The organism is Sorangium sp. So ce185, assembly GCF_051526825.1.
Lineage (GTDB): Bacteria > Myxococcota_A > Polyangia > Polyangiales > Polyangiaceae > Sorangium > Sorangium cellulosum_D.
In genome coordinates this window covers 2,344,817-2,365,990 of the sequence record NZ_CP150316.1, presented here as the reverse complement: position 1 = coordinate 2,365,990, position 21,174 = coordinate 2,344,817, and the positions used below count along the sequence as shown (strand labels likewise).

Below are 21,174 nucleotides of genomic sequence, written 5' to 3'. Positions count from 1 at the left end.
AGAACCTCGAAAACGAGTGGGCCATCGTGATCCGCCGCGGAGCCCGGCTCTCCCCGGTGCGCCGGCGGCAGCGGAGCGCCGGTACGCTGCAAGCGCAGCTCTACGACCGGATCCGCCAGGCGATCCTCTCCGGCGCGCTCGCGTCGGGCGCGCGGCTCCCCTCGGCGCGCGCCATGGCGCTCGAGGCGGGCGTTTCGCGGGGGACCGTGGACGCCGCGTACGCGCGCCTCTCGGTCGAAGGGTTCCTCGTGGCGCGCGGCGCGGCCGGCACGTTCGTCACGACCCCGCTCCCCATCGCCGCCGCCTTCGCCCCCGCGGCCCCTCCGGAGCCGCCGCGCAAGGAGCCCCGCGCCCGCGCGGCGCTCCGCCCCTTCCAGATCGGCGTCCCCGCGGTCGACGCGTTCCCCGTCGCGACCTGGTCGCGGCTGCTCGGCCGGCACGCGCGGCGCGCCCGCGCCGGCGATCTCGCGGGCTCCGACCCGTGCGGCGACCGCGCCCTGCGCGAGGCCATCGCCGCGCACCTCGCGGTCTCCCGCGGCGTCGTCGCGCGCGCGGAGCAGGTGATGATCACCGGGGGCTACCACGGCGCGCTCGGCCTGCTCGCCCGCGCGCTCGCGCGGCCGGGGGACGGGGCGTGGTTCGAGGAGCCCGGCTACCACCGGGCGCGGGCCGCGCTGGAGCTCGCCGGGCTGCGGCTCGCGGCCGTACCGGTGGACGCCGAGGGCCTCGACGTCGCCTGCGGCGCCGCGCTCGCCCCGCGCGCCCGGTTCGCGTTCGTGACGCCGAGCCACCAGATGCCGCTCGGCATGGCGCTCTCGCTGCCGCGCAGGCTCGCCCTCCTCGCCTGGGCGCGCGGCGCCGACGCGTGGATCATCGAGGACGACTACGACGGCGAGTTCCAGCGCGCCTCGGCGCCGCTGCCCGCCCTCAAGAGCCTCGATGACCAGGGCCGGGTGATCTACGCAGGGACCTTCAGCAAATCGATGTTCCCCGCGCTGCGCCTCGGCTTCCTCGTCGTTCCGGACGGCGCGCGCGACGCGCTCGCCCGCGTGGCCAGCCTGCTGCACCCGGCCCCGCTGCTCGCCGTGCAGCGCGCCGCCGCCGACTTCCTCGGCGAGGGGCACTTCGCGCGTCACGTGCGGCGCATGCGCGCGCTCTATGCAGAGCGGCACGGCGCGCTCTCTCGCGCGCTCGAAGAGCTCTCCTCGCCGCAGCTCCAGGTCGAGGAGGGGACGGGCGGGCTGCACCTGATCGCGCGCCTGACCGGCGCCCGAGACGGCGAGGTGGTCGAGCGCGCGAGCCAGCTGGGCCTCGCGCCCGGCGCTCTGTCGAGCTTTTATCGATCCGACCCGGCCGACGGGCGGCTCGACGGGCTGCTGCTCGGGTTCGCCGCGCTGCCCGCCTCGCGCGCGCAGAGGGCCGTGCACCGCCTCGCGCAGGCCATCGCGCCCTCGCCGCCGCCCCGGCCTCACCCCCTGGCGAGGACCATCTCCGTCGACGTGAACGGCAGCGGCGGCAGGTCCGCGCGGTTACGGAACCCGAACCGCGCGTAGAACGTGTGCGCGTCCTGCGTGCCGAGGTGGACGTGGCGCGCGCCGCGGACCGCCGGGTGCGCGAGCAGCAGGCGCACCACCGCCTCGCCCACGCCGAGGCCCCGCAGCGAAGGGGCGACCATCACGTCGAACATCCACGCGCGCTTGCTCCCGTCGCTCACCGCGCGCGCCGTCGCCACGAGCCGGCCCGCGGCGTCGCGCGCGCCCACCCACGCCGACGAGCCGAGCAGCGCCCGCGCGATCACCTCGCGCGGCACGCCCTGGCTCCAGTAGGCCCCCTCGAGCAGGTCGACGGCCGCGCCCACGTCGCGCGGCCCGAGCGCGCACGCGAGCGCGCAGCCCGCCGGCGCCCGCAGGAACTCGGGCACCGGCGTGTCCGGGCACGCGCCGCGCACGAGCTCGATCGCCTCCGGGTCGCCCGGCGAGCCCCGCTCCCAGAGCTTCGTGAGGAGGCGCGCCCGCTCCTCCGGCGCGCGGCTCTGCGCGAGCTCCGCCTTGCCGTCGAGCCGCTCGAGCGGGATCGCGAGCACGAGGATCCCGTCGATCGCCTCGCGGTCGAGCGGGCTCCGGGCGTCGAGCGGCGCGTCCCCGCCCTCGGGCTGGTACTTCCGCGTCAGCGCCTCCAGCACCTCGGCCTTGCGGTCCGGATCGTCCACGCGCTCGATCACCCCGTGCGCCCGCGCGCGCCGGTGGAGCGTCGTCGCCGGACAGGCGCGCGCTGGCTCGGCGAAGCAGCTCGGGATCGAGGCGACGATCTGCGCGCACGACACCACCGCCGCCCGGCCGACGGCCTCGATCTCCTCGCCCGCGGGCGCGCCGTGGAACGCGATCGACCCCCGGACCACGACGCCCTGCACCGCCCGCAAGAGCGGCTCGCCCTCCGCCGTCGTCGAGGCCACGTGCACCACCTCCGCGCGCCCGAGGAGCTCCTCGGCCTCCGCGCGATCCATGCGAACGTCCTTCCTGCGCATGGCCGGAGCGTGCCGCGCGGCTGGTACGTCCAAAAGATCCGGTCCATGGATTTCTGCTAGACCAGTCGGCGTGCCCTGGGAGCTCTCGCTCGCCGTCGATCCCGCCGCGTCGCAGCCGATCTTCCTGCAGATCGCGCGCGCCCTCGCCGACGACATCCGCCGCGGCCGGCTCCGCGCCGGCGACGAGCTCCCGGGCAGCCGCGCGCTCGCGCGGTCCCTGTCGGTCCACCGCAACACCGTCCTCGCCGCGTACCGCGAGCTCGCCGCCGAGGGGTGGATCGAGGCCAGCGCCGCGCGCGGCACCTTCGTCTCGGCCGAGCTGCCGGCGCCCGCGCCCCGGCGCTTCGCCCGGCGCGCCGCGGTCCGGGCCGAGGTGCCGGCGAAGCTCGGCTTCGACCTCGGCGCGACCTCGCTCCGGCCCCTGCCCCTCGCCCCCGAGGGCGCGCTCCGGATGAGCGGCGGCCTCCCCGACATGCGCCTCGTCCCGACCGCGGCGCTCGCGCGCGCCTACCGCCGCGCGCTCCGGGCCGAGCCGAGGCGGCTGCTCGACTACGCCGATCCCCGCGGCCACGCCGGCCTCCGCGCCGCCCTCGCCGCGATGCTCTCGGCGGTGCGCGGCCTCGCCGCCAGCCCCGAGTCGGTGCTCGTCACGCGCGGCAGCCAGATGGCGCTCGACCTCGTCGCGCGCGCGCTGCTCGCGCCGGGCGACGCGGTGGCCGTCGAGTCGTACGGCTACCGCCCCGCGTGGGAGGCGCTCCGCCTCGCCGGCGCGCGGCTCGTCCCGCTGCCGGTCGACGCCGCGGGCCTCTCGGTCGACGCGCTCGCGGAGCTCGCCGATCGCGAGCGCCTCCGCGCCGTCTACGTCACCCCGCACCACCAGTACCCCACGACCGCGGTGCTCGCGCCCGGCAGGCGGATCGCGCTCCTCGAGCTCTGCCGCAGCCGCCGGATCGCGATCCTCGAGGACGACTACGATCACGAGTTCCACTACGACGGCCGCCCGGTGCTGCCGCTCGCCAGCGCGGACACGGCCGGCATCGTCGTCTACATCGGCACCCTGTCGAAGATCCTCGCCCCCGGGCTCCGGCTCGGCTTCGTGGTCGCGCCCGAGCCCCTGATCGAGCGGCTCTCCCTGCACCGCACCTTCGTCGACCGGCAGGGCGACCACGCGGTGGAGCGCGCCGTCGCCGAGCTGCTCGAGGACGGCGAGGTGCAGCGCCACGCGCAGCGCGCGCGGCGCATTTACCGGGCGCGGCGCGATCTCCTCGTCGCGTCGCTGCGCGCCCGGCTGGGCGGCGCGCTCGACTTCCGCGTGCCGGCCGGCGGGATGGCCCTGTGGGCCAAGGTGGACGCCGCGATCGACGCGGACGCCTGGGCCGAGCGCTCGCTCGCGCGGAAGGTCGCGTTCTCGGCGGGGCGGCGGTTCGCGTTCGACGGCAAGAGACGCCCCTTCCTGCGGCTCGGGTTCGCGGCGCTGGACGAGCGAGAGATCCGCGAGGCGGTGGAGAGGATGGTCCAGGCGCTCTGATCGGCGAGGCGGACAGCCGGCCAGAGCGCCCCGGCGCCCGACAACGCGGCGAACGCGGCAGCGTCTGGAGAGCGCGGGTGTCCGCGGTCCGGGGGGCGGCCCCCACCTCCGGTCGATGGCGGCACGTCCACAAAATCGCTGTCTCTCCCTGTCTCTCCGGGGAAAGCTACTCTATGCAGCGGGGGCGAACCGAAGGAACAGACACCACCCGATGAATCCAGAAGTCGTGACCGCGCTCGGGCTCGTCGCGGCGACCCTCACCACGGTCTCCTTTCTCCCTCAGGTGCTCCGCACGCTGCGCACGCGGGACACGCGCTCGATCTCGGTCGGCATGTACGCGGCCTTCGTGACCGGCGTCGGCCTGTGGCTCGTTTACGGCCTGCTCACCGGGGACGTGCCGATCATCGTCGCCAACGCGATCACGTTCGTCCTCTCGGGCACCGTGTTCGTCCTCAAGCTCCGGTACGGCTGAGCTGCCCCCCTCCCGCGCGGCGCCCCCCTCGCCGCCTCGCCCAGACAAACCCACTCCGCCCCGGCGGCGCGCGCTGGGCCTCTCCGGTCCTCTCGCCGAAGCCGGCCTTTCCGAGCCTCGCTTGACACGGCATTTCCCGCGTTCTACTGCATTGCCAGTCCCAGCGGCGGGACGAGGGCGCAGATCCCCAGCGGACCATGTCGTGCTCGGCGCGCTGGGGCGAGAGATCGGCTCTCGCGCCTCGATCGCCGTGCCGTGGGCTGCCTTGGTCCTGAGAGGGTGATTCATGAGACGATTTCACGGGCTGGGTCTGCTGCTGGCGCTCGCGGCGCTGGGCTGCGGGGATTCCAATGAGGCGCCGATCGCCGAGGCGGGGGAGAGCTGCGGCGGCTTCACCAACGGCCCCGCGCCCGTCTGCGCCACGGGGCTCTATTGCAGCTATGCGCTCGAGGACAGGTGCGGCTGGGCGGATGCGGCAGGCGTCTGCGAGGAGCGACCGGCGTCCTGCACGGAGGAGCTCAATCCCGTCTGCGGCTGCGACGACCGGACTTACGCGAATACCTGTCTGGCCGCGATGGCCGGCGTCGCCGTCCAGGCGATGGGCGAGTGCGACGCCGCCCCGACCGATGGATGAGCCGAGCTCGCCTCCACCCGCGACGCATACGTCCCCGGCTCGCCGCCGCGAGGCGCGCTGCGCCCGCGGTGAATCGATGACGGTTCGGATACGGCACCAGGCCGCGCCGGCTTGACCGCGCCCGCGCCCCCTCTCACCATCCAACGTAAGGGGGAACACAATGAATGGCGCGGTGCTCTACGACCTCGCGATGCGGCTGCCGCTCGCCGTCCTGATGCTCTATAACGCCCTGTTCGTCGGGCGGGATATCTACGTTCACCTGTTTCTCGGGCGTGGGCCCGCGGGGCTCACGTACGGGACGACGCTGGCCGCGCTCCTCGCCACCGAGGCGTATCTCTTGCTCGTCGCGGCGCTCACGCTGGTTCGCCTCCGCCCGGTGCGCAAGCTGAGCGGCGTCGTGCCTCGCATCACCGCGCTCGCCGCCGGCCTGCTGCCGGCGAGCCTGGCGTGGCTGCCCAAGGTTGCGCCGACGCCCGGCCGCCAGATCGCGGGGACGCTGCTCCTCGTCGCGGGGCTCTCGCTCGCCGTGGTCAGCCTCGGCTGGCTGGGCAAGTCGTTCAGCGTCATGCCCGAGGCGCGCCGGCTCGTCACGGGCGGCCCGTACCGGCTGGTGCGACATCCAGTCTACCTCGCGACGGTGATCCAGGGCGCCGGCGTGATCGTGCTCTATCCGTCGATCGCCGCGATCGTGCTCTACACGGTCGAGCTCGTCTTGCAGGTCATCCGCATGGGGTACGAGGAGCGCGTGCTGCGCGACACCTTCCCCGAATACGACGAGTACGCGCGCCAGACCTCCGCGCGGCTCATCCCCCGCCTCTACTGACGAGCGACGACGCGCCCGCGCGCCGCTTCGCCCCCGGCGGCGTTGCGCGACAAAATGCCACGCGCGTCGCACGCGCGTCGCACGCGCGCCGCATCGAGGGCGCCGCGTCGGGATCTGCGCGATACGCCGCCTCGATGACGCAGCACGGCGGGCGCAGCGCGCGTTCCTTGGCGTCGGCCCTCCGTCGTTGGAGAGGAGAAATGCCCCGACGAGCTCAGCGTGGCAATCGCCGCGACCGGAGGAGCGGCGGCCGCGGCGGGCTCGGCGGCTCAACCGGACGGATTCGCCACCCGGCCGACGAACAGGATCGCGCCGGTCGCGTGGTCCCGGATGAAGAAGAGGAACGGACGGTCGAAATGGATGGTCGCGGGCTCGGGCGCCGACGTCTCGCCGATGACCACCCCCGTCGCCGCCGCCGCCTCGGTGCCCGCCTCGTTCACGGAGACGAACGCCTTGTGGAGCACGTCGCTGATGAAGAGGCCGCCTTGCCCGTTCATCCCCGAGAAATCCGCGAGGCCGGAGAAGGCGATGGGCATCCCCAGCTCCGTGAGCGGCTGGACGAGATCGAGGGTCGACGCGAACTTGAACCTCGGCAGCGTCATCGTGACGCTCCGCGACCCGAGCGAGGCGAGGACTCCATCGAGCCGCTCCCGGTCGAGCCCCGCCTCGAAGCCCCCGAGCTCCGACGGGAGCACGAGCACCATCGACAGCTCGCCGCCGTCATAGGGCATCTCCAGCGCCTCGTAGCCGTCGCCGTCGCCATAGCGGACCTGCGCGTTGCCGGTCATCATCGGCACCGAGACGGTGGAGCCGTCCGCCAGCGTGAAGTCGCCGGGGGCGGTCGCCTCTTCCTCGAACGGAAACTGCCACGCTGCGTTGAAGTAGATGGCGTTCGTCAGCACGAGCCGCGTCGCGGGCTGGATGGCGCCCTCGGGCAGGATGTCCTTGATCCGGTCCTCGGTGCGCTCTGCCACCCAGCCGTTGATGATCCCCCGCGCCTCCTCGGGCGCCTGGGCGAAGTCGACGACGCGCAGCCCGGCCCCGTAGCTCTCCGCGAGCACGTCGAGGAACGACGGCGCGAACGAGGAGCCGACCTGTCCCCAGAGCGCGTTGGCCACCTTGAGCCGGAACCCCGCGCCGTCCTGCCCCTCGGCGCCCTCGCCGCGGCGCGCGAGCGCCAGGTCGAGCGCGTTGAACGCCGGATGAAGCCGCTCCTCGGGCAGGGTGAAGCGCAGCGCGCGCGCCATCTGCTCCGCCGTTTCGCCGCGGGCGCCGGCGTACGTCATCGCCAGCGCGCTCGACACGCTGTACGGCGAGCAGAAGAGGTTGCCAGGCTCGGCGCCGACCTGACGGTAGAGCTCGAGCGCGAACGCCGTGTTGCCGGCGACGAGCTCCTTGGCGTCGGCCTGGGGCACGTCGGGCGCGCGGATCCGCGGCTTCTCCGAGGCGATGACGCAGCCCGCCGTGTCCGGATCCCGGCAGCCGGAGGCCGAGGGCTGCGGTGAGGGCTTCGCCGCCGCGGCGCCGTCGGAGGTGCAACCGGCGGACATCAGGGAAAAAGGCAACAGGACCGCGGAGATCGGAGGCCTACGCATGCGCCCGGCGGAGCAGGGGGCGTGCCGGCCTGCCGTGGTCCGAGCGCCGGCGGGCGTGCAGCAGGCGTGCAGGGCACGGCGACGCGCATGATAGGATGCGACCCACCATGCGGAGAGCCCGAGAGAGAGGCGCCAGAGGGGCGCGGCGCCCGTGATCGTGGTCGTGATGGGCGTGAGCGGCGCCGGAAAGACCACGGTCGGGGTGCGCCTCGCGCGCGACCTCGGGTGGGAGTTCCTCGACGCCGACGACCTCCACCCCGCCGCCAACATCGAGAAGATGCGCTCCGGCAAGCCGCTCGACGACCGGGATCGCGCGCCGTGGCTCGCCGCGCTCGCGGCGCGGATCCGCCAGCTCCTCGACGCGGGGCGCGACGCCGTGATCGCCTGCTCGGCGCTCAAGGCGGCTTACCGCGCGCAGCTGCTCGTCGACCCCGCGCGCATGCGCCTCGTGCACCTGACCGGCGATCCCGCGCTGATCGCCGCGCGCCTCGCGTCGCGGACGGAGCACTTCATGCCGCCCGGCCTCCTGGCGACGCAGCTCGCCGCGCTGGAGCCGCCGGAGGACGCGATCCGCGTCGACATCGGCGGCACCCCCGAGGAGATCGCCGCCGCCGTCCGCCGCGCGCTCGGCCTGTGAGCCGGGCCCGCCCCGCGCAGCGCCTGCGCGACGCCGCAGCACCTGCGCGACGCCGCAGCAGCGCCTGCGGGAGGTAGCAGCTGCCTGCGGGAGGCAGCAGCCGCCTGCGGGAGGCAGCAGCGCCTGCACGGGGTCATGGCGCGCGGAGCCGGGCCACGAAGAGCGCGCCCTGCTCGCTGGAGAGCTCGTCGCCCCCCAGCGCGATCGTGCCCTGGAACCCCCCGGCGAGCACCGGCTTCTCCCACGGGTCCAGCTCCAGCCCGACGACGCGGACGTCGGCGCCGATGCGCTGGGTCCACGCCTCTTCCCCCCCGCTCGGGCTCAGCCCGGCCGCCCACGCGCTGCACGACGCCGGCTCCTCCGCCGCGCACAGCGCATCGCCGGCCAGCACCACGCTCTCCTCGCTCGCCGTGACCAGGCGGGGGCTCCGCGCGTCGAAGCGCTTCACCCAGAGCACGTCGCCGTCGTCGTCGAGCTTGGCCACGAACGGCCGCGGGCCGCCCGGCAGCTCGGGCTCGCCGAAGACGCCGCTGCCGGAGAGCAGCGCGGCGCCGTCCGGATCCACGGCGAGATCGAACGCCATCTCCAGCTGATCCGACGAGCCGCGGAACCGCTTGTGCCACTCGATCTGCCCGTCGTCGTCGAGCTTGGTCACGAACGTCGCCGTGCCGCGCCCGTCCTGGCTCGCGATGAGCGCGTTGCCGTGGTCGTCGACCTCGATGCCGATCTCCTCGCTGTCCGCGCCGCTCGGCGGCAGGCTGACCCACGCGACGCGACCCGAAGCGTCGAGCCGGACGACGAAGGCGCCGATCGCCCGCCGCTCGATCCGCACGCCGGCGACCTTCGCCGCCCCCTCGAGCCTGCCGAGCACGAGCGCGCCACCGTCGTCGACGTCAGCCGCGAGCGCCGTGCCGCTCAGGATGGAGTCCTCCTCGGCGCTGATCTGCACGGCCCAGCGGGTCGCGCCGTTCGAGCCGAGCTTCGCGAGGAACAGATCGGCGCCCCAGGGCGACGCCGCCGTGAGGTGGTGCGCCCCGAGATCGAGCGCGCCGGTGAACTCGCCGAGCACGAATGCGTGCCCCCCCTTGCCCGCGGCCACGTCGATGGCCCCCTGCGCCGCGGCGTCGCCGAACCGCTTGGCCCAGATCGGATTGCCGCACGCGTCGAGCTTCGCCACGAAGACGTCCGCCGCGCCCGCGCTCTCGAGCCGGGTGTCGCCGAAGGTCGCGTCGCCCTCGAGGGCGCCGGCGAGCAGCGCGTTGCCCGCCGTGTCGATGGCGAAGCCGCGCAACGTCGCGCCCGTGGCGGGGAACTGCCGGCGGAACGGCCGCCGCCGGCAGCCCGGCTCGGCCCGAGCGGCCGCGCTCGGCCCACCCGCGCCGGACACGCTGCCGCCGCGCGGGGCCGCGGCGCCCTGACACACACCGCCGGGATCCGCTGCCCCCGTCCCGCACATTCCCGCGGGCGATCTGTGCTCCGCGTTCGCCCCGATCGGATCCACGCCGTCGCGCCCCGGCTCTCCCTCCGCCGCGCCGCCCCCAGCCCCCGAGACACACCCAGCTCCCCAGCAGATAACGCCGCAGAGCGCGCCCAGCGCCCCCAAGACAGACCGCATACCGCATTCTCCTCGCCCGCCTCGACGCGGGCAGATTGGAGACACTGCAGGATGTGGACCATGACCATTCCATTTCAAACTTCTTGGAAGTACGAAAATCTCGTCCTTTATCGGGGCGCGCGAACTCATCTGGGACGGGAGGGCGCGATCGGATAGAACCGCTCCATGCCCTCTTCACGCCGCCACTTCCTCTCGCTCACCGCCGCGGCGGGCTCGATGGCTGCGTTCGGCTGCTCCTCCGCGCCGAGGCCCAGCCCGGCCGCGGCGGCCGGCGCCGGGCCCGTTCCGGGCGGCGGCCAGGCGCCCGCGCCTGCCCCGCCGGCATCGCCGCAGCCGACCGCGTCCTCCGGGAGCTCCGGGAAGAAGACGCTCCTCGTCCTCGGTGGAACAGGCTTCCTCGGGCCCGCCGTGGTCGAGGCGGCGAAGGCGCGCGGCTATACCGTCACCCTCTTCAACCGCGGCAAGACGCGGCCGCACCTCTTCCCCGATATCGAGAAGCTGCACGGCGACCGGGATCCGAACAAGGGCGATGGGCTCAAGGCCCTCGCCGGCCGCGCGTGGGACGCCGTCATCGACAACTCGGGGTACGTGCCGCGGATCGTCAAGGCGTCCGCGGAGCTGCTCGCCCCGAACGTGCAGCAATACGTGTTCATCTCGAGCCTCTCCGCCTACGCGAGCCACACGACCCCGGGGGCCGACGAGACGGCCCCGGTCGCGACGATGGCGGACCCCACCGTCGAGACGATGGGCAAGGACTTCGAGAACTACGGCCCTCTCAAGGCGCTCTGCGAGCAGGCCGCCGAGGCGGCGATGCCCGGCCGGGTCACGAGGGTCCGCCCCGGGTTCATCGTGGGGCCCGAAGACCCGACCGACCGGTTCACGTACTGGCCCGTTCGCGTCGAGCGGGGCGGAGAGGTCCTCGCCCCGGGCACGCCGCTCGACCCGATCCAGATCATCGATGTCCGCGATCTCGCCGCGTGGCTCGTCGCCGTCGTCGAGGCCCGGACGACTGGCATCTTCAACGCGACCGGGCCCGGCGAGCCGCTCACGATGGGCGGGCTGCTCGACACGTGCAAGGCCGCGCTCGGCGGCGGCGCGAACGCGCGCTTCACCTGGGTGAGCGCGAAGTTCCTCGAGAAGCCGGGCGGCGAGCCGGTCGACCTGCCGATCTGGGCCCCCGCAGAGGGCGAGACCCAGGCCTTTCACCTGCGCAGCACCGAGCGCGCGCGCAAAGCAGGGCTCACGTTCCGCGCCGTCCAGGAAACGGTCAAGGACACTTTGTCGTGGTGGAAGACTCTTCCGCCGGAGCGGCAAGCCAAGCCGCGGGCAGGGCTCTCGCCGGAGCGCGAGGCCGAGCTCCTGCGCGCGTGGCGAGCGCAGCCCAGAGGCGCCGGCAAACTGCCACAGTAGCGCACCCCTGCCCACTTGGGGTAGAATGCTGCCGCACGACTCCGGCGGACGTCGCGCCGCTGGAGGAGCCCGCTGTCGCGGGCGACGATGGCCCCCTCCATGACCCCCCATCCATCTACGATCACGACGGAGCTCCCAGCGAGCGAAGGGGCCACCGCGCGGACACCCACGCCGGCACCTCCGACCCCGCTGCCGGCGCCCCTCCGCGATCGCCTCGGAGATGGCGATGAAGCTCCTCTGCAAATCGGCTGATGAGCGCTATCCGGGCGCGCAGGTAACGAAGGTCGATGTCGAGGCGTACCTGAGGCGCCGGGACGCGCGCCCCGACGCCGCTCCGTGGGATCTCGGCGCCCTCGCGCCGCCGCTCGTCGATCCGCACGAGCGCGCGGAGCTCGCCGCGATGAGCCTGGCGGCGGGCCGCAAGGCGAAGGAGCAGGGCGCGCCCTCCGAGGCGGCCGGCTTCTTCGAGGCGGGGCTGTCGGCGCTGCCGGACGGGAGCTTCAAGGAGGACCCCGAGCTCGCGTTCTCGCTGCACGCGGAGGCGGCCGAGTGCGCGTACCTCGGCGGCCAGATCGAGCGCGCGGCGTCGCTGCTCGACGTGCTCGCGGCGGAGGCGCGCTCGGACCTGGAGCGCGCCCGGGCGTACGAGCTGCGCATCGCCGTGTGCGCCGCGCAAGGCCGGCTGGAGGAGGCGCTCGCGCTCGGGAAGACGGCGCTCGCGATGCTCGGCGTCCCCCTCCCCGAGGACGGGCCGGCGCGGAAGGCGGCCGCGGACGCCGAGCTCGCGGCGGCGCGCGCCGCGCTCGGCACGCGCAGGCTCAGCGACCTGCTCGACGAGCCCGAGACGTCGGACGCCCGGGTCCGCGCGGCGCTCCGGCTCCTCATGGCGCTGACGATGCCCGCCGCGCGGATCTGCCCGCCGCTCTGCACCTTCATCGCGGCCAAGCAGGTCAACCTCTCGCTGGAGCACGGCCACGGCGGCGCTTCCCCGTACGGCTACATGGCCTATGCGTGGATGGCCGCGCGGGTGCTCCGCCGCTACGACGAGGCCTACGAGGTCGGCGAGCTCGCGCTCGAGATGAACGAGAGGGCCGGACAGGACGAGCTCTCGTGCCGGCTGCGCCTCGTGCTCGGGGCGCACATCAGCGTCTTCACCAAGCACCTGCTCTCGAGCCTCGACCTCTTCAAGGAAGCCCACGAGGCCGGGCTCCGGGCGGGCGATCCCTCGTACGTGGCACAGACGTGCGTGCACACCGCCCTGGTTCGCCTCGGGCTCGGCGACGAGTGCGCGGCGGTGCGGGCCGAGGTCGACGAGTCCCTCGCGCTGGTGCAGCGCGGCCGCGATGAGCTCGCGCTGGCGGCGCTCACGGGGGTGCGCCGCGCGCTCGACGACCTGATGAGCACGACGGCGCCGGTCGGCGCGTCGCGCGCGCCAGAGCCCGTCATCGACGAGGCGACCGCGGCCTACGAGGAGAAGATCTCGGCGCCGGCCTACAGCGCCGTCGCGCTCATCCATTACGCGCTGCGGCAGCAGGTCTGCTTCTTGGTCGAGGACTACGAGGGGGCGCTGCGCATGGGATCGCTCGCCGAGGCGAAGATGCAGGGCCGCGTCGACGATCACCTCGCGACCGAGGTGTTCTTCTACACCTGCCTCACGCTGCTCTCGCCCGCGGTGTCGCGCGGCCGGCAGCTGACCCCCGTCTCCGTGCCGAGCTACCGGGATCGGCTCGCGGCGTGGGCAGAGCGGTGCCCGGACAACTACCGGCACAAGCACCTCCTCGTCCGCGCGGAGTCCGCGCGCGCGGCCGGCGAGGAGCTCGCGGCGATGAAGCTCTACGATCAGGCGATCGAGGCGGCGAAGGTGAACGGGTTCGTCCGCGACGAGGCGCTCGCCAGCGAGCTCTGCGCGAAGTTCCACCTGGCGAGCGGGAGGGAGCGCATCGCCCACGTCTACATGACCGACGCCCACGAGGCCTACCTGCGGTGGGGTGCGACGGCCAAAGTGCGACAGCTGTCTCGGAAGTACCCACACCTCGTGGCGCGCACGACGCTCTTCGGGCAAGCGAGCCGGCCGCCGGAGGCCGCTCCGCCGGCGAGCACGCAGCGTCCTACGCTCGATGCGCTCGCCCTCCTCCGCGCCTCGCGCGCCCTGCACGGGGAGCTCGTCCTCGAGCGGCTCTTCGAGCGGCTCCTCCGGGTGCTGCGCGACATCACCGGAGCGCGACGCGCCGTGCTGCTCCTCGCGCGCGACGGCGCGCTGAGCGTCGAGGCCGAGCTCGCCGCCGACGCCGAGGGGGTGCGGATCGACGCTGCGATGCCGCTCGAGTGCGCGTCGGATCTCGCCGCGGGCGTCATCCAGCACGTCGCGCAGACGCAGCAGCCGGTCGTGGTGGCGAGCGCGGCGGCGGACGAGCGGTTCGCGCAGGATCCCTACCTGCTCGAGGCCGGTCCGCGGTCGATCCTGTGCCTCGCCATGACGCACCAGGGCCGCCTCACGGGGGTGCTCTACGCGGAGAGCGACGCGGGCGCCGGGGCGTTCCGCGCGGGGCAGCTCGAGCCCTGCGGGTTGCTCGCGTCGCAGGCGGCGGTGGCCGTGAACAACGCGCTGCGCCACCGCGAGGTGCAGAGCGCCGCGAGCGATCTCCGGCGATGCAACGAGGCGCTCGCTGCAGAGGTCGCTCGCCTCACGGAGGAGCTCCGCGCCTCCAACCGCGACGCCGAGAGCCCCTGGAGCGAGCTGAGGCGCTGCAGCGACGCACGGTAGCCCCACAACGCGGCGCCGGTGCGCCGCTCCAAACCGGGGATGCGCCAACGCATCGCCGGCGCTCGACGCGATGGAGATCTCGGCACGAACCCATGACGCTGGATTCAGGCGGCCGCAAATGATGCATAGCTGGAAGCTGCCCGCCGGGGCTCCGTCCGAGATGCGTGGGAGCGCGGGGGCGAGCGGCAATGCGAAAGCGGCGCGCGGCAGCGCGAAAGACGCGTGCCAGCGCACGCAAAGCTGCGCAGCAACCAGCGCGGCAGAGCTGCGCAGCCACCAGCGCAGCGTGCGCCAGACGCAGAGACCCTCCAGACCGGATAAACCGGCACCGGAAGGCCCATGACCTGAGATGAGGGTGCTCCGGATATCACGGGAAGGAGGGAGGACGCAAAGCGTCTTCCGTCTCCCTGCCTTCCCGTGATCCCCTTCGAGCTACGATGGGATCGCTCCCGCTCCCTCCGCATTGCGGGTCGGGAGCGGGAAACGCATCAAGGACGCGCTCGGCTCAGGCGCCTTCGCCGCCAGCGCCGCCCTCACCAGCGCCGCCCTCACCAGCGCCGCCCTCGCCGCCGGTGCCGCCACCCTCACCGCCGGTGCCGCCACCCTCGCCGCCCTCGCCGCCGGTGCCGCCACCCTCGCCACCCTCGCCGCCGGTGCCGCCACCCTCGCCGCCGGCGCCGCCGGTGCCGGTCGTCGCCGCGCTGGTCGTGGTGGTGGTGGTGGTCGTCGTGCTGTTGCCGGTGTCCTCGTCATCGCCGCATCCGGCGCCAATCATCATCGTCGCGCCAAGCAGCAGCGCGCTCGCAAAGATGCTCATCGAAGCTTTCATGTATGTTCTCTCCCTTGGGTTGTTCCCCCCCAAAGAATCGCGCGGCACAGCCACGCGCCGATCACCGCTCCACACCGCCACGGCGACTCGATTCACGCCGAAAATCGCGCGAATGCGCGCTCGCAAGACGCGCGAGCGCCCTCACCTGCAATGGTTCGGTGTCGGCTACATGGTGATTCCGTTATCGTGGATGATAGGCCACCATACTGGATTACGCAAGCTTTTTGTCTCACTGCATCATCGTTGCATGTGCGCGGCCCACCGCGAGCCCCCGCCGGTCAAGCACATTCGCCGATGCGCGCTCGAGCGCATGTGAAGTATCGAGAGCGACTGCGCTTGACGCGGCATCTGCTATAACGGATAAACCTCCAGAGGTGAAGCCCCATGAGCCCATGCGTGCTCGCGTGCGCGTGCTCGACGTGGAGGAGCACCGCCGGCGCGCAGCGCGCGACCGCGGCCCGGCCGCGGTGCGGGTGCGCTTCGTCCGGCTCCCCGCGTCGGGGCTGGCTCGCGTCTGGCCCAGGGGGACATGTTGCGCGGAGTGAGCTGCAAGTCCCAGGCCTACCGCTCGTCACGCCTCGGGGCTCCATGTCGGTGGTCGCCGTCGATGGACGAGCCCGCGGACGCTCAGGCCGCCAGGCGCCGGCCCCGGCAGCTGTCGTGTCGTTCTGCCCGCCTCCTGGATGGCCGCGTGATGGGGCCGCTCAGGTCGAGCGGTCCGGGAAATCACGGATGGGAGTCTGCGGGACCGGCCTGACGAGGGCCCTTGTCCGGCTCATGAGCGCGGGCGCACCGGACGAGACTCGATATCGATCCCGCTCCCCGCTCGAGCTCGCTCGGGCGCGGCCGTCGAATCAGGTGTCGTGTGCGAGCGCAAGGGGCGCGACGGCGCTCCTGACCAACGACGCTCGCTCACCGCACGGCGCGTCCCCGGCCGGCCGAACGACAGTGCGGGAGTCGCCCGGCCGCCCTCCGCTCCCCTCGCCCGTCACGGGTTGATCTCGTCGCTAGAGCCTCGCTCCCAGGGGCAGGTGAGCTCGCCGGCGCGGGCTCTGGCCGCGAGGCTCGCCACGGCGGCCACCAGGGCCGCCGGCTCGATCGGCTTCGTGGCGTGCATGTGGAAGCCGGCGTCGAGCGCGCGCTTCTGATCCTCCTTGCGAGCATACGCCGTCAGCGCCAGCGCGGGCAAATCTCCGCCGGCGTGCGGCGGGCGCTGACGGATGGTGCGGATGAGCTCGTAGCCATCCTCGCCCGCCATGGCGATGTCGCTCACGAGCACATGCGGGCGAGCCACGCAGAACGCGGCGAGCGCCTCGCTGGCCGAGGCCACGGCCGTCACCTCGGCGCGGTGCTGCGAGAGCACCTCCTGGAGGAGCTCCCTGGCGTCCGCGTCGTCCTCGACGAGCAAGACGTGGAGCCCGCCGAGATCGGAGGCGGCCTCCGGCGGCGAGAACGAGCGCGCGCGACCCTCCTTCGCAGGCGCCGCCAGCGAGCTGCGCTCGATCCCGAGGAGCGGGAGCCGGACCACGAACGTCGACCCCTTCTGCAGCCCAGGGCTCTCGGCCACGACCGAGCCGCTGTGGGCCTCGACGATGTGCCGCACGAGCGATAGCCCGATGCCGAGCCCCGCGTGCGTCCTGCGGCTCGTGCTGTCGGCCTGGCGGAACCGCTCGAAGACGAAGGGCAGGAAATCCGGCGCGATCCCCTCGCCGGTGTCGCGCACCGTGAGCTCCGCGTAGGCGCCGGCCCGCCGGAGCGAGACGAGGATATGGTCCCCGGGGCGCGTGAACTTGAGGGCGTTGGACGTGAGGTTCGAGACGACCTGCTGCAGCCGATCCGCGTCGCCGTTCACCTCGACGAGGGGGTCGAGCGAGACGTCGATCGTGAGCCCCTTCGCCTCGGCAGCCGGCCGGATCGCGTCGATGGCGATCTCCACGACGGGCGCGAGCGCCATGGGCGCCGCGCTGATGCGCAGCTTGCCCGTCGCGACCCGGGAGACGTCGAGGAGATCCTCGATGAGCTTCGTCTGCGCGGCCACGTTGCGCTCGATCACCTCGAGGCCGTGCGACACCCGCTGCTCGTCGAACGGCTCGCTGCGCAGGAGGTGCGTCCAGCCGAGGATCGCGTTGAGCGGGCTGCGCAGCTCGTGGGAGAGCGTGGCGAGGAACTCGTCCTTCAGGCGGTTCGCCTCGCGCGCCTCGGCGTGCACGCAGTTCTGGATGGCGATGGACGCGAGCTGGGCGAGCTGCACGAGGACCGTCTCGTCGTCGTCGGAGAACTCGCCGTCGCGCCGGTCCGAGAGCTGGATGATCCCGATGTTCTGGCCGTCGGCCGCGGTGAGCGGCACGGCGAGGTACCCCCGCGGCGGCGGCCTCTGCCCGCCGTCGTCCAGCCACTCCGGGTGCTGCGAGAGCTCCAGCTGCGTCATCCGGAGGGGCCGGTTCCTGCCGCACACGTACGCGCACAGCTTGCCGGCGATGGAGGGCGGCGCCTCCTGCTGGAACGTGGCGTACCGCTCCGAGAGCGACACCGCGGTCCGCGCCCGCTCGCCGGGCCTCTCCAGCTTCACGAGCGTCATGGCGTGATGGGCGCCGCCGACGTCGCGCGCCGCCTCCGTGATCGCCGCCACCATGGCGTCGAGCGACAGGGCCGAGTTGATCGTGAGCGCGGCGCGGTTGAGCCGCTGGAGCTGCTCCGCGTGGGCGCGCAGCGACTCCGCCTGGAGCTTGATCTTCTGTGTCTTCTTGAAGAGATCGACGAAGACAGACACCTTGGTGCGGAGGACCTCGGGGGCGAACGGGGTCATGATGTAATCGACGGCCCCGAGCGAATAGCTGCGCTCGACATAGACGCGATCGTTGTGCGCCGTCAGGAAGATGATCGGGGTGTGCAGCGTGCTCCGACGCTTGCGGATGAGCGTCGCGGTCTCGAAACCGTCTATCTCCGGCATGTTGATGTCGAGGAGGACGACCGCGAACTCCTCCTGCAGGAGGCAGCGGAGCGCCTCCCTGCCGGACGACGCCTTGATGACGTTCTCGCCGAGCGGAGCGAGGACAGCCTCCAGGGAGAGCAGCTGCTCAGGCCTGTCGTCAACGACGAGGATGTTGACCCTGCCTACTTCTGCCCTCATCCCGCGTCTCCTTGCCCTCCTGCCCGGCGTCAGCGCCGCGGCCAGCCTCGCAGCATCCTCAGGAACTCTTCTGTGTCCACCGCTTTCGGGCGGCGCCCGCCGCGCCTGCTCCAGGGTTCCGATCGAGGAGGCCCATGGAGACGATGTGGGCCGAGCGGCGCAGCGCGACCGCGCGGCCGAGGACGGAGCCGCGCTGCGTCGCCACCGGGCGGCTGCCGGCGCCGCCGCCCACGCGCCGGGAGGCACCCCCGGCGGCGGTCGAGCGCGCGCCGACCGCGCTCCCGGCGCGACCGGCCACGGAACGCTCGGCCTCCTGCGCATGGCCGCTCCGTTGATCCATTCCAGCCCTCCCTGAACTGCACTGACGAGCCCGTATCGTAGTCGAGGCGCGCTCTTACCCGCGACCCAGGGCTGGCCTGCAGTGACAATAAGGGGGCTCCCGATGCTGCTGCATGATCCCCGCACACCGACCCTACACCGAAGTGCGGCGGCGTGGAAAGAGGATTTCGCGGCGACCTGGAAGGAGCGCTCCGTTCGGAGTTTCCGCCCGCGAGGTCCCGAGAGGCCCCGAAAGGCCGTGAGGGAGATCGCGAATCGGGAGAGACCACGAAGGAAACCCGCGCGAAACACGCCTGAACCGCGAGAGACGAAATCGATGCGCAGACTGGCTAAGTGGAAGAGCGCCGCTCCTGCAAGGAACGCGAGTGCCGGAGGATCACCTCGAACACCTCGGCGACCCCGTCGGCGTCGAGGCCGAGCTCGGCGGCGCGGCGGCGGCGCGACTCCATGAGGCGCGCTTCGCGCAGGGGATCCCGGACCGCGGCGCCGATCGTGGCCTTGGCCCGGGCGGCGCGCTGGACGAGCTCGGAGCGGCGCGCGAGCAGCTCGACGAGCTCCAGATCCAGCTCGTCGATGAGCTCCCGCGTCTCGCGGAGCTCGGGAGAGAGCGAGCCGAGATCCGGGATCGAGAGCGCGGCGAGGTCCTCGGGCGCGGCGTCCTCGGTCGGGATGTCGAGGCTGCGATCGACGGCGAGGAGCGCGTTGATGAGCCGGCGGCGCGCCTCGCCCGCGAAGGGGTTCTCGCGGTGCAGCGCCGCGAACAGGTGCCCGGCGTCGACGCGCACCGTCTCGATCGTGTGCGCGATGCCCTGGAACGAGGGCGGCGCGTACGGCGCGCCGGCCGGCACGCCGGCGTCGAGCATGCCCTTCGCGATGAAGAACGCGAGCGCGTGCGTGAAGGCCATCACCCGGTCGTGCTCCTCCGGGGCCTGCTCCAGCACCTGACACCCGATCCGCTCGAACAGCGCGGCGACCTGGCGCACCGCGTCCGGGTGGGCCGGGTTCGGGCAGACGACGACGCGCAGCGGGCGCTCGCCGCGGGCGAGGCTCGCCGGGCCGAAGAGGGGGTGCGTCGCCACCCAGGGCTGGCCTTCGCCGAGCACCTCGGCCATGGCGCGCGCCGGCACGGTCTTCACGCTGCCCACGTCGGCCACGACCTGCCCCGGCGCGAGGTGCGGCCGCAGCGAGGCGAACGCCTCGCGCATCGCCGGCACCGGGACGGCGACGAGGACCAGGTCCGCGCCATCCACGAGCTCCGGGAGCGAGCCGGCCCGCGCGGCGCCGTGGATCTCGGCGCCGGGGTCGAGCGCGCGCACCGCGATCCCCGCGTCGCCCAGCAGCGACCCGAGCGCCGCGCCGAAGCGGCCATACCCGAGGAATGCGACCTTGCCGATGCGCCGGGGCGGAGCGGAACCGCCCCCGGACTGTGGGAGAGAATGCGGCATGCGACGGATACTACGACAGCCGGTGTAGTCCGACGTCACGTTTTCTCGGCGCGGCCGCGAGGTGCAGCGCGCGCGAAGGCGCGGGCGCCCGGCGTCGACGGGGCGGCCCGCCCGGCTCCTCGCTGCCGCCCCGCGCTGGCGCCACGGGCGAGCTCCGGCGGCGATCCTCGACGGGGTCGCGGCGGCGCGATCAGCGCAGGCTCATTTGAGCTGCGCCGCGGCCACGCCGAGGATCGCGAGCAGCGACGCGAGGGCCGCGAGGATCGCGAGGCGCGTCGTGGGTCTCCCCAGGAGCGACGTCGCCTGCGGGAAGGTCCGCGAGAGCGCCGGCGCGCCCGGCTCGGCGCCCTGCAGCAGGCGCGGCGCGGGGCGCTGCTTCGCGTTGAGCCCGAGCCCGATCGTCGGGAGCGAGGCGCGTGGGCGCGGCGGCAGCGTCGCGCCGAGGATGCGGGCGGCGCGCTGCGCGTAATCCTGGCTGCCCACCGGCGCGTGAGGGGCGAGCGCGATCGCCAGCTCGGCCACGTTCGCGGGCCGCCGCGCCGGCTCCTTCGCGAGGCAGCCGAGGAGCACGCGCTCGACGGCGGGGGGAATGTCGGGCCGGAGCGCGCTCGGGAGCGCCGGCTCGGCGCTCGCGACGCGCAGCGCGAGATCGGCGGGCGAGCTCGCCGCGAAGGGCGGCTGCCCCGTCAGGAGCCGGTAGAGGATCGCGCCGAGCGACCAGATGTCGGCGCGCGCATCGACAGGGCGCGACGGCTTCAGCTGCTCCGGGGCCAGGTAGAGGGAAACGCCGAGCCCCTCCTGCGCCGCCGCGCCGCCGTCGCCCGCGGAGGACGGCTCCGACGAGATGCCGACCTCGAGCACCTTGAGGAGCGTCGCCCCGCCGGCGGTCGTCGTGAGGAACAGGTTCGCCGGATCGAGGTTGCCGTGCACGATGCCCGCGGCGTGCGCCTCGGCCATCGCCACGCAGGCCTGCAGCACGTAATCGATGGCCTCCGAGATCTCGAGCTGGCCGCGGTCGCGGAGCAGCTCGGCGAGGTCGCGGCCGTCGAGGTGCTCCATGACCAGGTACGGGACGCCCGAGTCGAGCTGGCCGACGTCGAGCACCCGCGCGACGTGCTCGCCCCTGAGCCGCACCGCCGCGCGCGCCTCCCGGAGGAACCGCTCCACGAGCGCAGGGCTGGAGTCGCCGATCAGGAGCTTGATCGCGACCCGCTCGGGCTGCTCGGGCTGGACGAGGTGGCTGGCGTCGACCACCACCCCTTTCCCGCCCCTGCCCAGGACCCGGTCCACCCGGTACTTCTCGGCGATCACGTCCCCTGCGACCACAGGTGCGTTCATCGAAGCTCCCCGCTGCGCGCACCGGCGCGGGGCAGCGGCCCACCCCGGACATGCGCAGCTTCATTCTATCACCTTCGCTCGCTGGAATGAT

The 21,174-nt window shown here is 73.5% G+C and carries 15 protein-coding genes; 8 read left to right on the top strand and 7 right to left on the bottom strand.

All coding sequences use genetic code 11. The features are described 5' to 3' along the window. Window positions 1–26 precede the first annotated feature (26 nt). Entirely contained in the window at window positions 27–1,553 is a 1,527-nt protein-coding gene (locus WMF26_RS08725) for a PLP-dependent aminotransferase family protein (RefSeq protein ID WP_437999938.1), read from the top strand. On the opposite strand, the gene WMF26_RS08720 is transcribed toward WMF26_RS08725, so the two are convergent. Then, window positions 1,469–2,503 (bottom strand): GNAT family N-acetyltransferase, encoded by a 1,035-nt coding sequence (locus tag WMF26_RS08720; protein WP_437999937.1) that lies wholly within the window; start codon window positions 2,501–2,503, stop codon window positions 1,469–1,471. The two genes, WMF26_RS08725 and WMF26_RS08720, sit on opposite strands and share 85 nt — an antisense overlap. A 91-nt stretch (window positions 2,504–2,594) precedes the next feature. On the opposite strand from WMF26_RS08720, the gene WMF26_RS08715 reads away from it, so the two are divergent. The 4 genes from WMF26_RS08715 to WMF26_RS08700 all read left to right on the top strand — a co-directional run bounded on the left by WMF26_RS08715 (window position 2,595) and on the right by WMF26_RS08700 (window position 5,981). Beyond that, the gene (locus WMF26_RS08715; RefSeq protein ID WP_437999936.1) at window positions 2,595–4,052 is read left to right on the top strand and encodes a PLP-dependent aminotransferase family protein; all 1,458 of its coding nucleotides are present in this window, start codon (window positions 2,595–2,597) and stop codon (window positions 4,050–4,052) included. A gap of 211 nt (window positions 4,053–4,263) precedes the next feature. After that, window positions 4,264–4,524, top strand: coding sequence for a SemiSWEET transporter (locus tag WMF26_RS08710; protein ID WP_061622741.1), 261 nt, complete (start codon window positions 4,264–4,266; stop codon window positions 4,522–4,524). A gap of 286 nt (window positions 4,525–4,810) precedes the next feature. After that, window positions 4,811–5,158: a hypothetical protein gene (locus WMF26_RS08705; protein ID WP_437999935.1), complete on the top strand. Its 348-nt coding sequence runs from the start codon at window positions 4,811–4,813 to the stop codon at window positions 5,156–5,158. Window positions 5,159–5,318: 160 nt separating this feature from the next. Next, the gene (locus WMF26_RS08700) at window positions 5,319–5,981 is read left to right on the top strand and encodes a methyltransferase family protein (RefSeq protein ID WP_437999934.1); all 663 of its coding nucleotides are present in this window, start codon (window positions 5,319–5,321) and stop codon (window positions 5,979–5,981) included. Window positions 5,982–6,250: 269 nt separating this feature from the next. Here the strand turns inward: WMF26_RS08700 and WMF26_RS08695 are convergent, their stop codons facing one another. After that, window positions 6,251–7,531, bottom strand: a complete 1,281-nt coding sequence (locus WMF26_RS08695) for a serpin family protein (RefSeq protein WP_437999933.1) — start codon at window positions 7,529–7,531, stop codon at window positions 6,251–6,253. Between the two features lie 196 nt (window positions 7,532–7,727). On the opposite strand from WMF26_RS08695, the gene WMF26_RS08690 reads away from it, so the two are divergent. Further along, the gene (locus WMF26_RS08690; protein WP_020733718.1) at window positions 7,728–8,213 is read left to right on the top strand and encodes a gluconokinase; all 486 of its coding nucleotides are present in this window, start codon (window positions 7,728–7,730) and stop codon (window positions 8,211–8,213) included. A 133-nt stretch (window positions 8,214–8,346) separates the two neighbouring features. Here WMF26_RS08690 and WMF26_RS08685 read toward each other — a convergent pair whose 3' ends face one another. Continuing rightward, complete coding sequence (locus tag WMF26_RS08685; RefSeq protein ID WP_437999932.1) at window positions 8,347–9,828, bottom strand: hypothetical protein; 1,482 nt, start codon at window positions 9,826–9,828, stop codon at window positions 8,347–8,349. Window positions 9,829–9,993: 165 nt separating this feature from the next. Here WMF26_RS08685 and WMF26_RS08680 point away from each other — a divergent pair, with 165 nt between their 5' ends. After that, window positions 9,994–11,238, top strand: coding sequence for an SDR family oxidoreductase (locus tag WMF26_RS08680; protein ID WP_437945652.1), 1,245 nt, complete (start codon window positions 9,994–9,996; stop codon window positions 11,236–11,238). A 226-nt stretch (window positions 11,239–11,464) separates the two neighbouring features. Continuing rightward, window positions 11,465–14,002 carry a GAF domain-containing protein gene (locus WMF26_RS08675; protein ID WP_437999931.1) on the top strand — a complete coding sequence of 846 codons (2,538 nt, stop codon included), beginning with the start codon at window positions 11,465–11,467 and terminating at the stop codon, window positions 14,000–14,002. Window positions 14,003–14,507: 505 nt separating this feature from the next. Here the strand turns inward: WMF26_RS08675 and WMF26_RS08670 are convergent. From WMF26_RS08670 to WMF26_RS08655, 4 genes are all read right to left on the bottom strand, one after another. Further along, entirely contained in the window at window positions 14,508–14,819 is a 312-nt protein-coding gene (locus WMF26_RS08670) for a hypothetical protein (RefSeq protein ID WP_437999930.1), read from the bottom strand. 1,000 nt (window positions 14,820–15,819) lie between these two features. Then, window positions 15,820–17,961 (bottom strand): response regulator, encoded by a 2,142-nt coding sequence (locus tag WMF26_RS08665; RefSeq protein ID WP_437999929.1) that lies wholly within the window; start codon window positions 17,959–17,961, stop codon window positions 15,820–15,822. 668 nt (window positions 17,962–18,629) lie between these two features. Beyond that, entirely contained in the window at window positions 18,630–19,745 is a 1,116-nt protein-coding gene (locus WMF26_RS08660) for a prephenate dehydrogenase/arogenate dehydrogenase family protein (protein ID WP_437336707.1), read from the bottom strand. A gap of 201 nt (window positions 19,746–19,946) precedes the next feature. Beyond that, on the bottom strand, window positions 19,947–21,083 hold the full coding sequence (locus WMF26_RS08655; RefSeq protein ID WP_437999928.1) for a serine/threonine-protein kinase: 1,137 nt from the start codon (window positions 21,081–21,083) through the stop codon (window positions 19,947–19,949). Between the last annotated feature and the right edge of the window lie 91 nt (window positions 21,084–21,174).

Excerpts from the sequence above, each read along its gene's own strand:
- WMF26_RS08675 (WP_437999931.1), top strand. The coding sequence starts at position 11,465 with ATGAAGCTCCTCTGCAAATCGGCTGATGAGCGCTATCCGGGCGCGCAG.
- WMF26_RS08720 (WP_437999937.1), bottom strand. The coding sequence starts at position 2,503 with ATGGATCGCGCGGAGGCCGAGGAGCTCCTCGGGCGCGCGGAGGTGGTG.
- WMF26_RS08705 (WP_437999935.1), top strand. The coding sequence starts at position 4,811 with ATGAGACGATTTCACGGGCTGGGTCTGCTGCTGGCGCTCGCGGCGCTG.
- WMF26_RS08665 (WP_437999929.1), bottom strand. The coding sequence starts at position 17,961 with ATGAGGGCAGAAGTAGGCAGGGTCAACATCCTCGTCGTTGACGACAGG.
- WMF26_RS08695 (WP_437999933.1), bottom strand. The coding sequence starts at position 7,531 with ATGTCCGCCGGTTGCACCTCCGACGGCGCCGCGGCGGCGAAGCCCTCA.
- WMF26_RS08685 (WP_437999932.1), bottom strand. The coding sequence starts at position 9,828 with ATGCGGTCTGTCTTGGGGGCGCTGGGCGCGCTCTGCGGCGTTATCTGC.
- WMF26_RS08710 (WP_061622741.1), top strand. The coding sequence starts at position 4,264 with ATGAATCCAGAAGTCGTGACCGCGCTCGGGCTCGTCGCGGCGACCCTC.
- WMF26_RS08680 (WP_437945652.1), top strand. The coding sequence starts at position 9,994 with ATGCCCTCTTCACGCCGCCACTTCCTCTCGCTCACCGCCGCGGCGGGC.
- WMF26_RS08670 (WP_437999930.1), bottom strand. The coding sequence starts at position 14,819 with ATGAGCATCTTTGCGAGCGCGCTGCTGCTTGGCGCGACGATGATGATT.
- WMF26_RS08660 (WP_437336707.1), bottom strand. The coding sequence starts at position 19,745 with ATGCCGCATTCTCTCCCACAGTCCGGGGGCGGTTCCGCTCCGCCCCGG.
- WMF26_RS08655 (WP_437999928.1), bottom strand. The coding sequence starts at position 21,083 with ATGAACGCACCTGTGGTCGCAGGGGACGTGATCGCCGAGAAGTACCGG.
- WMF26_RS08700 (WP_437999934.1), top strand. The coding sequence starts at position 5,319 with ATGAATGGCGCGGTGCTCTACGACCTCGCGATGCGGCTGCCGCTCGCC.